Source organism: Pricia mediterranea (assembly GCF_032248455.1).
Classification (GTDB): domain Bacteria; phylum Bacteroidota; class Bacteroidia; order Flavobacteriales; family Flavobacteriaceae; genus Pricia; species Pricia mediterranea.
The window spans coordinates 1,494,190-1,511,350 of the sequence record NZ_JAVTTP010000001.1 but is presented as its reverse complement, the minus strand read 5'-3'; the positions used below and the strand labels follow the sequence as shown (position 1 = coordinate 1,511,350).

The following is a 17,161-nucleotide window of genomic DNA, read 5'->3' as shown; positions in this document are numbered from 1 at the left end:
CATTTAAGTTCTTGTTAATTTGATATGGTTATCACAAAAACAATTGTCAAAATCTTGTTCCTTGTCCCAGAAAACGATTCCACATTCTTTGCAGTTCCGTCTCCCCTCAATGGCCAAATATTTGTAAAGTGTAGGTTTGGACTTGATACCGGCCAATTTCATGATGTCGGTGACCGGTAAGTTGTTCTGCCGATAATACGAGGCCGCCAGAATAGCTTTTTGTTTGGCCTCCTTGCCCAGACCTTTTTTTCGGCCAAGCTGTATACCCCTTCTCCTTGCGCTTTTGAGACCGGCGGTCGTGCGCTCGATGATAATATCACGTTCCAATTGTGCCACGGCACCGAAGAGTGTAATGACGAATTTTCCATGTGCCGAAGTCGTATCGACAAATGGGTCATTGATACTCCGGAACTTGACCCCGAGTTTCTCGAACTGTTCAACAAGTTTCAAAAGATGGGATATACTTCTTGCAATTCGGTCCAGTTTCCAAACAATAACTGTATCACCTTCGCGAAGTCTAGAAATCATCAGGTCCAAATCATGGCGTTCGGCCTTCGCTCCGAAAGAAACATCCCGATAGATGTTTTTTTCCGAAATACCCTCCTTTAGGAGCGCATCGATCTGCAAATTTGGATTTTGGGTCTTTGTGCTGACCCGGACATAACCGAACAACATATCTGGTGTAATTATACCTTCAAAAATAAACTAAGGGATTACACCGGAAAAATGAACTTGTTAGGACTTATTAACCGTGTTCGGTAGGTAGTTCAAAAAAACGGCCGATAAATTGAACTTTTCGAAATCACCATTAGTATGTTTTCAACGGACCTTTAAGGAGTATGTAGCCCATCGGTTCGAAAACCTACGCTAAGGATGGACATATAACCAAAAATCGGATAATATTTTCTATGAACCTCAATATGTTATATATTATAAGCCGGTGATTTATAATCTACATGACCCTAGGAGACAGCTATCCTTCCGTTGAGCCTATTCAGAAAAAGCATAGGGACAGAAGTTTCCCTCTGTCCCCACACCAACTAAACTAACTCAACTCACTATTTTAAAATCATGCAATAGATTCTTTAACTTTTACTATCAACAGCCCTTCTATTAACCCGGCTTCTTTATATTGTGATTTCATTCCGCCTAAGATATTTCCGAATGTTTGAAATAGCTCTTCACCCGCTCGGGCTCCGTCCGTAGCATCTCCAGTGGTTCTTGATGTTTCCGTCAGGGTCTCCGCGTCCTTCGGGGAAGGCCTGTCGGAAAGCCCCCCTTCAGGTCGCAGTTCAGGTATTCGTCCGGGTTCCTCTCCGAGGAATGAAGAAGAAGCCGGCTGACTACAGGTATAAACCGCTCCTATTTAAATGTGCTTTCCGGACATTCTGCATTTGCAATTAACCCACATTCACCTTTGGAGCCTGACCCATTGCGGCATCCGTCGCTCTCCGTTTCTTTATCCAAAAATAGAGTATGGTAAAGAGCACGGTCAATATCACTGGAAACGTAATCATCCTTTCCAGTGTTTCTTGCCCTGCCGCCAATTCCAATGCGTCCCCGGTCAATCCCATCGAGTTAGCCGTTTCACGGGCACGGTCGATCCATCCCCCGATAATGGGCTGGAAAATGGAGGTGGAAAACATACCGATCGCCCCTACCACAGACATGCCCAGGGCACCGCTCTTTGGAATCTTTTGGGCCACGAACCCGATCATATTGGGCCAGAAATAACATATCCCAACGGCAAAAATAGCTGCGGAAACATAGATCATGATCCCGGTCTGGGTGCTGAGCAAGAAGATACCCAATGCCGTAAAAACGGCCGACCCGAGCAGCACACCGGTCTGGTCGAACTTGTGGACGATCTCGCCCCCGAAATAACGGCCCACCGCCATTATTCCGGTGATCAGCGCCAGAACGAGCATCGGCACGGCACCGCTCTTTTCCAAGACCAGTTCCGCCCATTGCGTAGGTCCGAACTCCGAGATCGCGGTAAGGGCCATACAGGCAGCGATAAATAGGAAAAGGGGCGTGGCCATGTTCTTCAGGTTGCCCTTTACGGTAGCGGCCTCCTGGATCCTCGGTTTCGGGAATTTCTGCCCATAAAAAAGATAAGCATAGATGAACGTCGGTACGAAGAAGATCCAGATCTGTGCTTCCCATCCCATATTCAAGGCCGTCATGCCATAGGAAATCAGGCTCCCCAAGACGATGCCCCCCGGGAACCACATATGAAAGCGGTTCATCAGGGTGTTCATGGTCTTTCCTTCATAACTGTCGGCTATCATGGGGTTACAGGCCGCCTCGGTACATCCGTTGCCCAGTCCGATCAGGAGCGTGGAAACCAACAGGCCGACATATCCGCCCGAATATATCGTCAACAGGATTCCTGCCGAATGCGCGAAAAACGCGAACTGCATGATTTTTTTAGGACCTATCACATGGTAGAAAAGGCCGCCGATGATCATGGCGATGGGGAACCCGGCGAACCACATCTGGTTGATGAACCCCAATTGTTTGGCGGTAAGGTCGAAGGTCTCGGCCAGTTCGGGGAGGATTCCCGCCCTTACACTGAAAGTCAAGGCCGTGGTGATTATCGCAAAACAGCTGCCGTAGAAGAGTCTTTTGTTATTATTGGCACTCATTGGTTTCAAGAGTTTGGTTTAACAATGCCCCTGGCGTTTTCACTGGGCTCGACAAAATGGTGGGATCGGTTCCGAAGTTATTTTGTGGCATAGTGTAATTTTTCCTTTAGGGTAAATTCGGGCAACTTGATGATTTCCCCACCTTTCATGGCCGACTCGTGCGCCAAGATTCCCACACAGGTGATATTGGCCGATTCAATGGCGTTGGGATAGGGTTGGCGATCCTCCGGGAGTGCCGACAAAAATTCGTGTGCCAAATGCGGGTGCGATCCCCCGTGCCCGGCGCCCTGGATAAACGAAAGGTGCTGGTTGTCCTCGGAATCGTAGACGCCGGCCGTGGTGAACGGGGCGATCTCATCGGGCAACAAATGGGCAAAGTCCGGGATCTTCACCCGTTCCGGATCTTCCCCGTTATGGATTACCGAATCCTCATGTTCGATAAGTGTCCATTCAAAGGATTTTTTACTTCCATACACATCGAAGCTCTCGCGATACTGCCGGGCCGTATTGAACAGCGAACGGGTGAGTTCGGCGGCCAGGTCGGAATCCTTGAACTGGATATGGCAGGTCTCTACGGCGAAGGGCGAACCGTACTTGGGAATCAGTTCTTCATCGATCCTGCCGGAACCGAAACAGGAGACGTATTCGGCCTCGGCCCGGGGCAATGCCAGAATGGGGCCGACGCAATGGGTGGCGTAATGCATGGGTGGAAGGCCTTCCCAATATCCTGGCCATCCGGCCATTTCTTGTTGATGTGAAGCCCTTAAGAACTGGATACGGCCCAGTTCGCCCTTCTCGTACATTTCCTTAACAAAAAGAAATTCCCGGCTGTAGATGACCGTTTCCATCATCATATAGGTCAAACCGGTTTCCTTTACCAATTCAACGATCTGCCGGCATTCTTCCACGGTAGTTGCCATGGGCACGGTACAAGCTACGTGTTTCCCTGCCCTTAACGCCGCGATGGATTGCCCCGCATGGTTAGGTATCGGGGTATTGATATGTACGGCATCGATTTCCGGGTCCTTTAGCAGCTCGTCATAGTCTGTATACCTTTTCTCGATCCCGAAAGCGTCGCCGATTTTATCCATTTTTGGTTTGTTCCGTTGGCAAATTGCCACCAATTCGGCATTCGGATGTTTTTGGTATATAGGGATAAACTCCGCCCCGAAACCGAGGCCTACGATGGCAATCCTTATTTTTTTACTGTTCATGATTTGAATTTTATTTACGGGTTATGTGGTCGGCTGCAATTTTTTTAAATAGGCTATCAGGTCCAATACTTCCCCATCGGAAAGGTTGTTCAACAATCCTTCCGGCATCATCGATTTCTCGGAAACGTCCCGGGTAAGAATCTGTGATTTGTTGATGTTGATGGGTTCCCGGCCTACAACGCGCAGGGTGATGTTCCTATCGTTTTCACCGATGATGTTCCCACTATAGGTCCGCCCGTCCTGAGTGGTAACGACCACCAGTTTATAATCGTCCTGCACGTCACCACTTGGGTTGAGTATGTTGCTCATCAAATAGGTGGTATTGGTACGGTTGGATCCGGTAAGATCGGGGCCGATCTTGCCCCCTTCCCCATGCAGCATATGGCATGCGGCGCAGGTACGCCGATAGATTTCCTTGCCCTTGGACGGGTCTGCATTGGAGACGGCCTCATCGGTCAACAATGCCGAGTATTTCTTGTACTCCACCTGTAGCGTCTGCGATATGTCGTCGATCGGGCCCCAGATCTCCACGAAGCCGTTGCCCAGCACTGCTCTTAATTGCAAGACGGCGTGTGCGGGTATATCCGATTTCGGTATTGTGCCATTCTTAAGGGCATTTCCCAAAACTCTACCGTACATGGGCCTAGATGCCATAGTTAGTATCGCTTCCTCCTTTTCGGTCGGTGAAAGGCTACTATATTTTTCGAACAGTGCCCTTCCCAGGTCCTGGCTGTCATAGGCCGCTATCGCCTTGATGGCCTCTGATCGTAATTCGGGATTCTCCAATAATGTAGGGATCATTTTTTGTAAAGCGGAATTTTGATTGGCGGCCAGCCCTTGGATCGCATTTTTCTTCTCTTCGAGATTTCCGCCGGGATCGTTTATTATGGCCAGGAATTTTTCTGCCACCTCGGCGTTCCCGAAACTTTGCGCTATCTTGTCGGCCATGGGAGAGAGTTCGGGATCCGATTGCAGGCGCTTGTAGGTCGCTGCCCAGTTCGACGGCTCCTTCAGCTCCGAATTCCCTTCCATCCCTGACAGCAGGCCGTTCAAAAGATCCGCCCGTACATCGGATCTCTCGCCTATTTCCGCTATCAATTGCTCCATTTGATTACCATCTACCAAACGTCTTGCTATTTTTTGGGTCAGCGACGGGATTTCACTTTGTTTCGCCATGATCAAGGCCTTTTCGGGCCGGTCGGCGACCAAGGGCTCGATACCGAACCACAACATCAGGGGGATGTTCGGGTCATCGGCATCCTCCTTGTACTGTACCAATGCCGATGCAATATCCCAGCGATCTTCCTCGTACATTCGCTGCAAGGCCCCTGCCAAGTAACGGCGGACGACGGGAGACGATTCCTTTTTGGCCAAGGAGACGAACCGCTTGACGGCTGCCGTCGAAGGATTTTCATCCTCCACCAAGAACTGGATGGCCCAAGACCGAACATATTGGTCCTTGTCGGCCAGAAGATCCAGCAGTCTGCTCGCACTTATATTTTTCGTAATCCATAGGGACCATAATGCCCGGAGTCGGGTATCTTCACTTTTATTATTGGCCAGTAAATCGTTCAAACGGGATACGGCAGCACTTTCCAAAGCCTGATCCGAGGCACGGTATTGCAATATGACCCGCGCCCGTTGCGCATGCCAATTGCTTTTGCTCAGCTGCAGTTCCACGAGTTCCCTATCACTTTTCTTGTTCAGGTCCTCAAACCGTCCGGCCCAATTTTCGGCCAAGGATTTTTCCGGCGAGATCCTAAAAACCCTGCCCGTATCTTTATTGAGAACGGCATCCCCACATATATCGGCATCGTGCCAGTCGAGCACATACAGGTCGCCCGCAGGTCCTACCTCCATGCTGAAGCCTACAAATTGGGCATTGTTGGCCATCATAAAATCATCGCCATGGCTGGCGGTAAACCCGGAGCCGTTAGGGCTAAGGATGTCGGACAGAACCCCATGGTCGTGGATATTCGCCATAAACAACCGTCCTCTTTCGCTCTCCGGAAAGGCATCGGACTGGTAGATCCGTGCGCCTCCGTGTGCCGAACGGTGCCTGTGGTCTACTATGGTCTTGATGTCCTCGTAAACATATGGGTTGAAATGTTGTCCTCCCTGTCGGTGGTATATCCCTCCGGGGAATACATGGAACATATGGGGAATAACACAGGCGGAAATAAACAGTTGGCCCTTGGAATCATAGTCTATGCCCCAGGGATTGCTAAAGCCATGGGCCACCACTTCAAAACGGTCCTTTATGGGATGATATCTCCATACGCCACCGTTTACGTCAACACCCTCGGCCTCTAAAAGGTCTTTTGGAAATTCCTCTCCTTTCGTATACAGACGGCCCTTACCTTTTGGCTTTCTGATTACGGAAGGCGTTGCAAATCCCTCAAGGCCATAAAGCCAACCGTCGGGGCCCCAATGGAAACTGTTGATCGTCTCGTGACGGTCCCGGATGCCCCAGCCCGTTAAAAGTACCTTGATGTCCTTTTCATCTGCCTTGTCGTCCCCGTTTTTATCGGGCACGAAAAGCAGGTTGGGCGGTGCGCCGATAAAGACCCCGCCATGGCCAACGGCTATGGCCGAAGGAAACGGAATGCCCTCCATAAATACTTTTTTGCTATCGGCTACGCCATCGCGATCGGTATCCTCCAAGATCAGGATACGGCTGTCACCGGAATTGGAAAACCCCTCTTTCCTTGATTCATAGTCCCTGTTCTCGGCGACCCACATTCTGCCCCTATCGTCCCAGCAGAAGGCGATGGGCTGGGTGATCATGGGCTCGGAGGCGAAGGCGTTCACTTTATAGCCTTCCTTGACGGTCATGGCCTCGACAGCTTCCCCGGGGTTCAGAAACTTGGCGTCCCGGCCTTCCTGTTTGGCTATCTCCCACAGGGAGGCCGTATTGTACATGCCCTTATCCCCAACATAATCGCTCCATAGGTCGTTCACTAGTAAATCTTCGAATTTCCCGCTGTAGGCAACTACCTGATGTTGGAAAATCTTGGTCTCCCCCTTTTTTATCTGCCAATCCCCGGATTTTGCCAGTACCGGGCCGACACCGAACTGGCCATCGACACGCCACGGTTGCGGGTAGCCTTGGTTCCCCGTATGGTCGAAAATCGCGATGTGGCCCCATCCGTCAATTTCATCCAGGCCATCGATCTCCATTCCGACGTCCACCCACATGGCCCTTTGCCCGTTCGCCTTACCATTCTTTTGGAGTGCGGCATTGACCACTTCACCTTCGATACCCTTCTCCCAGGGCATCCTAAGGAAAAGCCCGCCGTAGTCGAACTCGTTGACCGTAATGTCTTCGAGGGCTTCGCCCTCCCACACAAGGCTCAAGAAATATTTGTCCATTTTCTGGGTAAAGGTCCAGGTCTGGGTCTCCTTGAGAATGGGTCTTTTGTCCTCGCCCAACATATTGTAGACCGTTTTCCATTTCACCTCTTCCCCTTCGGCGGTCAATACTTCCATGGAGACTCTTTGCCAATGGTCCCCGCCGGGATTATGGAAAAAGTCACGGCCGATCTTTTTCTGGATTTCCTCCGGCTTGTCGGGATCGTAGAACCACTTTTTCAGTTCCCCCGGGGAGGCGCCTTCGCCGTTTACCCGGGTAAAGCCCCAGTAAAGCCCGGTCTGGTGTTTGTGGTGCCCGGGACTGTACTGTGTCAGTTCCGCCTCCGTGCCCGGTGCCAGGATCGGGTGGATATACGGGCGGAAACCGGGTTCCGCGTTCTGGGTCACGAGAGCGGCCGTTCCCCCGTCGGAAAATACCTTTATCTCCGTATCGGTCTTCTCGATTAGGAAATCCGCCTCCTTCTGATCGGTTGAGGCCACCTCCTTCTCTTTTTTTTGTTTGCAGGCCATCAAACAAGTAATTCCAATTAGCAGAATTAGTAATCTTTTCATGGGTTTAATTATTTAATATTTTTCCGTTCCAAATATTATTTGTTTACCAACCTGGATTTTGCGTTAAATTAGGGTTGAGTACCAGTTCATTAAAAGGAATTGGCCATAAATAGTCCCTGTCCTTATTAAATGACACATCAAATCCTGTAAGTGCAATGGTGGTCAGGTCACCCTCTTCATTTTCATAAGTCATGCCATATATAATACCGGTAAGATCCTCGGCAATTCTCCACCTCCTGATATCGAAATATCGCAACCCTTCAAAGGCCAGTTCCACTGCGCGTTCATCCCTCACGATTTGACGTAGTTCTGCCTGATCAAAGATGCCCGAAATAGCTGGCATGTTCACGTCAGGCCTGCCCCTCACTTCGTTGATGGCATCCAATACGCTCTGGTCGATGTCGTTGGCCTCAATTTTTGATTCGGCGTACATAAGCAATACATCCGCATAACGGAGCAAAATTAAATTAATCCCACAATTGTTAGGGTCTGGATTATCTTCCGGAGTAAGATATTTTTTTACGTTAAAACCCGAATAGGTTGAGTTTTCGGAAGAACCTATGGCATCCCCTGTTCCGCTATTTGGTCTTGGATCATATATTTGGCCATTGGGAAGGACAGATCCCAAGGTAAAAATACTATAGCCCAGACGGGGATCTCTTCCAGTATATGGATTATTTGGATCAAACCCGCTTAGAGGGTCCATAATGTCCAGTCCATTTGCCATCTTATACATGTCTACACATTGTTTGGTCGGCACCAAATCGTTTCTTTGGGGCCAGATACTGTTGGGGGTGAGAATATCATATATATTGCTAGCGTTCACATTCTGGGTGAATTGTCTGTCCAAAATGACTTCATTCGAGTTCTGGGCCGCATAACCGAACATATTTTCATAGGAAGGGTACAAGCTATATACGCCCAAGTCTATTACTTCTTTGGCCGTTACCGCAGCCTTCTCGTAACGTTTCGCATATAGCAATGCCCTAGCTTTAAGACCCAGTGCGGCCCCTTTGGTGATTCTGCCTGTTTCCGATTGAGTAGTAGGTAAAACATCGGCGGCGGCGGTAAGCTCCGAGGATATGAAATTCCATACCTCTTCAATAGGTGTTCTTGTAAGTTCCAAGGATTCTTCTAATGTTAGTTCGCTAGTAGACAACGGAACATCACCGAACAACATTGCAAGATCCATATATAATTTGGCTCTTATAACTCGTATTTCCGCCTTTAGCCTATCAATTAATGCTGGGTCGGCAGGCTCAAAATTGTCGACATTGGCTAAAAAGAGATTGGCTCCCTGGATACCTTCATAGGCAAATGCCCAAACCTGGGCGATCTTGGATGAAGCTGCATTGTGGGCACCCTTTTCAACGAGGGACTCTTGCCTCCATTGCAAAGTGACATGCCCGATATCCGACATGCCATCCCACATGGCATAAGTCATGGCATCTTGTAACAAATATGGATAAATTGCATTTGAGGCCAAAATAGCATCATTATCGGTGCTCCAGAATTTTTCTGAAACAATTCTATCATTTGGAGGTGTATCCAAAAAATTATCCTCGCAATTGGTACATAAGGTACCTGCTAATATAATCAGCAATATATGTTTTAGATATTTCATCTTCTTAAAGTTTTAGATTAAGGTTAAACCTCAAAAATTAATGTTTACACCCAAGGTGGTAATGGCGGTCTGTGGATATCTTTCTGCACGTCGAGCTACTTCTTCCTCTGGGTCTATATTGAAATCGTTTAATTCGCTAATGGTAAATAAATTAGTAGTGGCTACATATACGCTTGCCGATTGGATTTCCAACACATCGATAAGGGACTTGGGTAATCTGTATTCCAATTGGATGTTCTTTAACCGTAGATAGTTGCCGTTCAGAAGATCTCTATCGGCCATTATAATATTGCGAAGATCAAATTTTAGAGGCCTTGGAAAACGTGCATTTGGGTTTTCAGGGGTCCAATAATCCCTAGTTACCTCGTGTGTAAAACCGCCCCATATGCCCATTTCGGCCAAGGCACCGCCAAGTCGGGAATTGAAACCGGCCGCCCCTTGGAACAGCATATTTAAAGTAAATGGTTTATATGTAAAATTGAGGGATGCCCCAAAATTATATCTAGGGAAACTCTCCCCTAGGAAAACCATGTCGTCCGGGTTGATTACGCCATCGTCGTTATTGTCTAGAAATTTCACATCGCCCGGTTGGGCATTGGAAATAATAGTAGGATAATTTGCAATCTCCTCTTGGGTTTGAAAGTAACCATCGGTTTTGTATCCCCACCATGAATTGATCGGAAGGCCCTCCTTTGTTATAAATCGTGATTCGTTACCTCCTCGTATATACGGTCCGGTGCCCGCCAAATCTATCACTTCATTATTGTTAACGGAAAAGTTAAAATTGGTATCAACCTTAAAATCCCCGAAATTGTTCCTTAATCCCAGGGCAAATTCCCAACCCTTATTGTCCACCTTTCCCGTATTGCGGGCCGTTGATAAAAGCCCCAGGGTGGCTGGCACCGGTACTTCCAGCAAAATATCCTCGGTTTCCTTGTGATAATAATCTACCGTAAGTGAAATTTTGTTCTTGAGCATTGTAAGATCCATCCCTATGTCCGTTTGGGTGGTAGTCTCCCAAGTAATATCCTTATTTGACAAAAGCGTTTGCTTATATCCCTGTACCGCATTTTCGCCGAAAGAATAACTTCTTAAGTCATAAGCGGCAAGGTAACTATAAGGATCGACCGCTTGATTGCCGGATTTCCCATATGATCCCCTTAATTTAAACTCGCTTACAGTTTCTTTCAATCCGGACCAGAAACCTTCTTCCGATAGGCGCCAACCTGCCGCGAACGAGGGGAAGGTACTGTATTCGTTTCCACTTGCAAATCTTGAGGATCCGTCATAGCGAATATTAGCCTCAAAAAGATATCTGTCCTTAAAAGAATAGTTCAACCGCCCAAAATAAGAACGTAGACGCCATTCTAAATCAACCCCATTGTTATCTTTCGTGGCATCATTTGCGCCTTGTGAAATAGATTGAATATCATTGCTATAAAAGTTCTGACGAGAAGCATATAAAGTAGATTCGTCATGATCGATTTCCGAATAGCCTGCCAGTATATTCATATCATGATTACCAAAGGTTTTCGAATAATTTAAAAGTGTATTCAAAGTGGTTTCTCGATTGTCGTCCCGATCTTCATATAAAGTGTTTATTGGTTTGTTGACCAATCTTTTACTAGGGTCATTATATGCAAAGATTTCATATTTATTCGAATATCGTTTCTGTTTATCAATTGTAGTACTAATACCATATTGCACACTAAATTTCAATCCATTCACGATTTCCCACTCCCCTTTTAAATTTCCCAAAAAGTAATTTTGATATTTATCATCGGTTCCGTCAAGGTCGGCACGTACCAAAGGGCTCTGTCCATCAGATGAAACCCCGTAGGTGCCATCGGGATATCTAGGTACGATCCACTGTGAATTTTGTAGCATCCCATTTATCACACGGTCTACATTAATAGGGTTGGCCGAATGAATGTAGCGATAATTAAAATTCGAGGAAATTTTAATTTTTGGGTGAATTTGAAAATCCGAATTGAAGCGAACATCGGTAGTATTAGCTGAAGAGTTGGGAATAATCCCTTCTTCATCAAAATATCTAACGCTCAACAGGGATTTCATTTTATCCGTTCCCCCTGATATGGTTACGGATGTATTTGTTTGGGGAGCGGTCTTAAAAAGCGTTTCAAACCAATTATTTGGTAGAGGGTATTTAATGCGGTCCGTGGCACTAACATATTCTTGTATGTACTCTTCGCTATAAATTGGGCTCCCGGATGAATTTGTCCAAGCGATGTTCTGCATGCGCATATAGTCTTCCACGCCCATGTGTACTGGATTGTTATTGGACTTCTGAAAACCATAGTAAGAATTAAGATAGACGTTTACTTTTCCCTCTTTCCCTCGTTTGGTGGTTACAAGAATGACCCCATTGGAAGCCCTTGACCCATAAATGGCGGTCGAGGAAGCGTCCTTTAGCACGGATAAGGTCTCTATGTCATTTGGATTGATATTTGTAAGTGGTTGTTCGACCCCATCGATAATTACCAATGGTTCATTATTGCCACTTAACGTGGTTATTCCTCTTATCCGCATATTCATTCTTGAAGTTCCGGGAGCCCCCCCTAGATCTTGGACCGTCAAACCGGAAACGTTTCCCTGCAACGATTGTTCAATTTTGGTCACAGTTCTTTTTTTCAGGTCTTCGCCGTCGACCGAAGCAACCGCACTTGTAAGACTTACTTTCTTTTGTGTTCCATATCCGATCACCACCACTTCATCCAGACCGGTGGCGCTTTCCGCCAGTTCAACGTTCACGGCCGTTTGTCCGCCGACTTCAACTTCTTTGGTGGTGTACCCGATATATGAAACGATCAAGGTGGCATTCTCATCCGAAAGGTCAATGGAATAATTTCCATCAAAATCTGCCGTCACCCCATTGGTGGTGCCTTTTTCTACTATATTGGCCCCAGCCAAGGGAGTTCCCGTTTCATCGGTTACCGTTCCGCTCACAATTTGCTGAAAATAATTATAATCATGCGTATTCATAAAACTTGTAGAAGACAAATCTGGATTTGCAAGAACTTGAAATGAGGCAAATAAGCATAAGAAAATGAATAGTCTCATTTTCCGGTCAATGTTCAAAAGAAAACTGAAACAATCTTTGGTACTATTAATTGTTTTACCCATAATATTTAGATTTGCTTATATTCAGATTAAATCACTTTTTCCTTTGTTTGAAGGTGGGTTTCACACCCCTACTAAAAAATAGCGCAAAGGTCCGGGTATGAAAACCTTTTCATCAACCATCGTTTTTAGAATGGTTTTTTCAAGCTCACATCGATATTGCGCAATTGAAAACACGAAACTGGCTGTATAGTTTGAAATTCGCCATTATCAACACCTTCAAACTTATCGGAAATATGTAAATGAAACAATATGAAATTTATCCTTCCCTTTTAGATATTTTACCAATTGGTGTTGTAGCCTTTATAAAAGAACAGTATTTAAGATTATCAAAAATGTCATGTTCATTTTGAGCAAATAAGCAAATTTTTGATTTTTAAAACAAAAATAAATCCTATAAAACACTATCAAACTCTATTATTACTTTTATGCCACAGGATGGAACCAAATTATTATTACATTTGAATTAGATATTTAACATATAAAGTTCAACCTTGAAAAGCAATTTTGAGAATAGCATACGTAAAAAGCGTCACAAAGTGGCGTTACTACTTGAGACTTCCAACGCTTATTCCAGGGGATTGATAAAAGGCATTTACGGATATATCAAGGAACATGATGGATGGGATGTCTATTTGGGTGAATATGGCAGGGGCGAACCTAATCCCGAATGGTTGTTGTCATGGAAGGGTGATGGTATTATTGCCCGCATTGAAAACGAAATAACTGCCGAATTGATCGATAAATGCAATTTACCGACCGTCGATGCCAGTTCGGCCAATTTAATTCCTGGGATACCTTGGGTAGAAACAGATGATAGCAAAATAGCGAGCATGGCGCTAGATCACCTGCGAGGTCGAGGGTTTAAGAATTTCGGCTTCATAGGTGTCGATTTCAATTGGTCCAAATGGCGTTACAAGCACTTTGATAGCTTGCTTCAGGATATGGGCATTCCGTGTTATCACCATAGCCTATCATTGGATTTAAAATTAAACGTGGTGGCCGAGCAAAAAAATATTGACTCCTGGTTGGCCAAATTGCCCAAACCGATAGGGATTTTTGCGGCATACGATCAATTAGGTCGTTTGGTTATCGATTCTAGCCATAGAACAGGGTTTATGGTGCCCGAAGAAATAGCGGTGATAGGAGTGGATAACGACCCGCTTATCTGCGAACTTTGTTCCCCGTCCCTGACAAGTATAATTCCGGATACGTTCGCGACAGGTTATCTGGCGGCGACTTTGCTGGAATCCATTATGAAAGGGAAGAAGGCAGCGGAACTTACCAACTTAATAGCACCATCGGGCATTAAAAAAAGGAGGTCGACGGATTCACTTGCCATTGACGACCCGTATATTTCCAAGGCACTGCACTATATTTATGAGCATGCCAATAGCGGCTCGTTCAATCTCAACGATATACTTGATTTTGTTCCGATGACAAGAAGGGTATTTGAAAAAAAATTCCTGAAGGCGGTAGGAAGGACGCCTTACAAAGAAATGCAGCGAATCAGGATAAACCGTTTAAAGGAGCTCCTGGGCGAAACGGAATTGGATTTAACGGAAATTGCGGAAAAATCGGGCTTTGAACATGTTTCCTATATGAGCTTCATGTTTAAGAGAGAAACTGGAATTTCACCTATAGCCTATAGAAGTAGTAAAATGAAATCCTCCTGAATCCAGTAGAGTTCATTCACTTGAACACATTTCGCATGCCAAAAGTTATGAAACCAAATTTTTCCAGCCGAGATTTCCTCGATTACCGAGACTTGGGCCATCTTCGATATTGCAGTAACATAAAAAGGTCTTACGAAACGAAGAGATCTTCAAAAAACAAGATTGGTTTAGGCTAATTTGGCGAATATCGTAGGGGGTGGATAAAATACCCACCTTAACTCAGACTTTCCCGAAACTGACATTCGTTTACGTTTGAGAGCCGTTTACTTGAACTCCCCCATTTGGATATTTCGGCTCGGATTGTGCCACTAATTTCGGAGGCTTTGTGCCAGGCATTTCGGTTCGTTCTGAACCGAAATATCCAGGACAAGCATAGAGGTGGACAAGCAAGCAAACCAGATACATGGGAAACCCAAAATACTGAACTCCGATCAAGGCAGCCGGTTTACCTGTTTGGATTATCAAGGGCTGCTGAAAAAAAAATCCAAAACAAGAAACAGCTGAAAATGGTCTCAACAAATCGAGATATTATAACTTCTCTCGACGCAAATGTAACTGTCCAACAAACGGAGCGACGTGCCGATCGGTCGAACTATTAGTGATAGAACCAATGCTGGATAAGTATTCCAACTATTTAAATTTAGGGGTCCAGGGTTTTCCCATAATAAGGGGACCATTAAGCTATAGTTGTGAGCTTCAATATAGAACAACGTTTTTAAAACTTATGCTACAACAACGTATCTTCAATTCTTATCTATGACACCCTCTATTTAGCACATTATTGTAGAATATCTATCATTCATCCAATAGTTCCAATGTAACCAAATATGCACAATGGTCGGAAGCATAGGTGTCACAAATGACTTCTTTATCAAGAACCTTCCATCTATTTTTTGGATAGTACATTACATAATCTATTTTTCGTCTAGGATCATGGGAAGGGATGGTGGGTTCAGGATTTTCCTTGTCATAGGCAGCTGTCCATATCTCTTCAAGAATGTGCATAGGTTCGCTTCCGGGACGTGAATTCAGGTCTCCGGCCAAAATGGTGGGATATGTATTTTTGGAAAACACTTCGTTGATTTTTTTAGCCTGTAAAATCCTTCCCGGCTCCCCTTCATGTGCCAAATGGGTTCCAACAAAAGAGATGGTATCCTTCGAGTCGGGCAGCTCGAAAGTCACTTCTAGCGCAGCTCTGGGTTCTTGACCGGGAATATATGGCAAGGCTACGTTCCTAGTAGTCAAAAAAGAAAAATTGGATAATACCCCTTCTCCATATTCACCTCCATCATAGTACATGGCCCTTGCAAAAATCGGGGCCATTTTAGTTCTCCACCCTAGTTCGGTGGCCAAATCGTATTTTTTGGACCTGTTTACCTTATAGTCAACCTCTTGTAGGGCAACAAAATCAGGGGCCGTTTCCTTAATGACTCTTGCTACAACGTCCAAATTAAAATCTCCTTTGGTAGTTCTTCCTCCTAAGACGTTAAACGACAATACTTTTACAATTTTTCTGTTCTCAACTTTCGTTTGGGCTACCGAAACGTTGCAAATTAAGACAGTTAATAAAACTGGGAACATCATCATACAATTGCGCATAAACATTCATTTTTGAAATGTTAAAAACAAAATCTTTAGACCTCTACACCGCCATCTCGCATCATGTTAAGCAAAAGCCTTAGGCAAAAATATCAAATTGTGTTGGCAAGGTTTGAAATTCAAAAAAGGTTACGCATATAAATACTTGGAATATTTAAATATATGCAAATACTATTAATCGATAAGTTAATTATTGTTGATCAGCGTAGATTCCGAACCACTGATTTAAATATTATTTGTCAAAATCAATCGAGTCTCCAATTACATTCTCTGATTTGAATTTATATCCTAGTAAATTTGAAATAGTTGCTGCGAATTGATTTTGATAGATTGTTATATTACTCTCTTTCATTTCTCCCTTAGGGCTAATTCCTGGTCCCATTATTGCAAACCATATCTCATTGGAATGGGGGACACGTGGACCATGAGATGTCCAGTTTTCATTGTCACCTCTTCCATGGTCAACGGTAATTAGAAGAGCAGTCTTATTTTTATATTGTGGGATGGTCTCCAAATAATTCCATAGGTCTTCTATCATAGCATCAAATGTAAATATCTTCTCTAAATACATTGGATAGCTTCCATCATGTGCCATATCATCCGTCCAAGCAAATCCAATGCTTAATAATTTTGGGCGTTTAATTCGTATAAACTCCTTGGCATGTAAATAAGTAATATAGTCAGGTCGAGAGCTTTCTTTACGATGTATTATAGTTTGCAAGGAATTCAATGTTTGTTGTAAGAAGGATTCGTCGGTTCCGGGACTTGTGGAGTATCCACCACTAATTATAAAATCATTTTTGTGAGAATTTAAATAACCATGGATTCTATCCCATGAAGCGAACGCAGCTACTTTTCCAGCAAAATCTTCTTGTTGGTTTATAAATTCAAATACACTTGTATTTTTATTATATTTCAACTCATTTGAGTTTATTTCTGGATCCGCGTAACCAGTAAATATTTCGCTATACCCCGGATTCGAAATATTAGTTTTATTGCTCACGTTTACCCGGTTATTACACCATCGATTGCCGTAGATTCTACCCTGACTAGACACTTCAGACCATAAAAAAGGCATCAATCTTTTTCTTCTTGCATGCTTAGTATCATCCCAGAACTTTTTAGACAACCTATTTCCTTCAGTTTTAAGAAATTTTGGATTATTCAAAAGAACAGAATCCGCGCCTCCAAAAACCTCCTTCCATCGGACACCATCTAATGTTATTACAATCAAATTTTCAACATCTGTTTCAGATTGTGAGTTGCCAACATAAAAGGAGGATAATATAATTAAAGTGATGCTTATGGACCTAAATGAGCATATAGAGTTCATAC

The 17,161-nt window shown here is 44.8% G+C and carries 9 protein-coding genes; 1 reads left to right on the top strand and 8 read right to left on the bottom strand.

The features are described from left to right. Positions 1-3: 3 nt before the first annotated feature. The 6 genes from RQM65_RS06350 to RQM65_RS06325 all read right to left on the bottom strand — a co-directional run bounded on the left by RQM65_RS06350 (position 4) and on the right by RQM65_RS06325 (position 12,377). Positions 4-675 carry a recombinase family protein gene (locus RQM65_RS06350; protein ID WP_314013513.1) on the bottom strand — a complete coding sequence of 224 codons (672 nt, stop codon included), beginning with the start codon at positions 673-675 and terminating at the stop codon, positions 4-6. 725 nt (positions 676-1,400) lie between these two features. Then, positions 1,401-2,648 (bottom strand): MFS transporter, encoded by a 1,248-nt coding sequence (locus tag RQM65_RS06345; protein WP_314013512.1) that lies wholly within the window; start codon positions 2,646-2,648, stop codon positions 1,401-1,403. Between the two features lie 77 nt (positions 2,649-2,725). Continuing rightward, a complete protein-coding gene (locus tag RQM65_RS06340) occupies positions 2,726-3,862 on the bottom strand; it encodes a Gfo/Idh/MocA family protein (protein ID WP_314013511.1) in 1,137 nt (378 codons plus the stop codon). A gap of 21 nt (positions 3,863-3,883) precedes the next feature. Beyond that, entirely contained in the window at positions 3,884-7,786 is a 3,903-nt protein-coding gene (locus RQM65_RS06335) for a PVC-type heme-binding CxxCH protein (RefSeq protein ID WP_314013509.1), read from the bottom strand. 43 nt (positions 7,787-7,829) lie between these two features. After that, on the bottom strand, positions 7,830-9,410 hold the full coding sequence (locus RQM65_RS06330; protein ID WP_314013507.1) for a RagB/SusD family nutrient uptake outer membrane protein: 1,581 nt from the start codon (positions 9,408-9,410) through the stop codon (positions 7,830-7,832). 30 nt (positions 9,411-9,440) lie between these two features. Continuing rightward, positions 9,441-12,377: a SusC/RagA family TonB-linked outer membrane protein gene (locus tag RQM65_RS06325; RefSeq protein WP_314013505.1), complete on the bottom strand. Its 2,937-nt coding sequence runs from the start codon at positions 12,375-12,377 to the stop codon at positions 9,441-9,443. Between the two features lie 713 nt (positions 12,378-13,090). Here RQM65_RS06325 and RQM65_RS06320 point away from each other — a divergent pair. After that, complete coding sequence (locus RQM65_RS06320) at positions 13,091-14,227, top strand: XylR family transcriptional regulator (RefSeq protein ID WP_314013503.1); 1,137 nt, start codon at positions 13,091-13,093, stop codon at positions 14,225-14,227. A 795-nt stretch (positions 14,228-15,022) separates the two neighbouring features. Here RQM65_RS06320 and RQM65_RS06315 read toward each other — a convergent pair. Continuing rightward, positions 15,023-15,724, bottom strand: a complete 702-nt coding sequence (locus tag RQM65_RS06315; RefSeq protein ID WP_314013502.1) for an endonuclease/exonuclease/phosphatase family protein — start codon at positions 15,722-15,724, stop codon at positions 15,023-15,025. A 334-nt stretch (positions 15,725-16,058) separates the two neighbouring features. Next, positions 16,059-17,159 carry an alkaline phosphatase family protein gene (locus tag RQM65_RS06310; RefSeq protein ID WP_314013500.1) on the bottom strand — a complete coding sequence of 367 codons (1,101 nt, stop codon included), beginning with the start codon at positions 17,157-17,159 and terminating at the stop codon, positions 16,059-16,061. Positions 17,160-17,161: the final 2 nt, after the last annotated feature.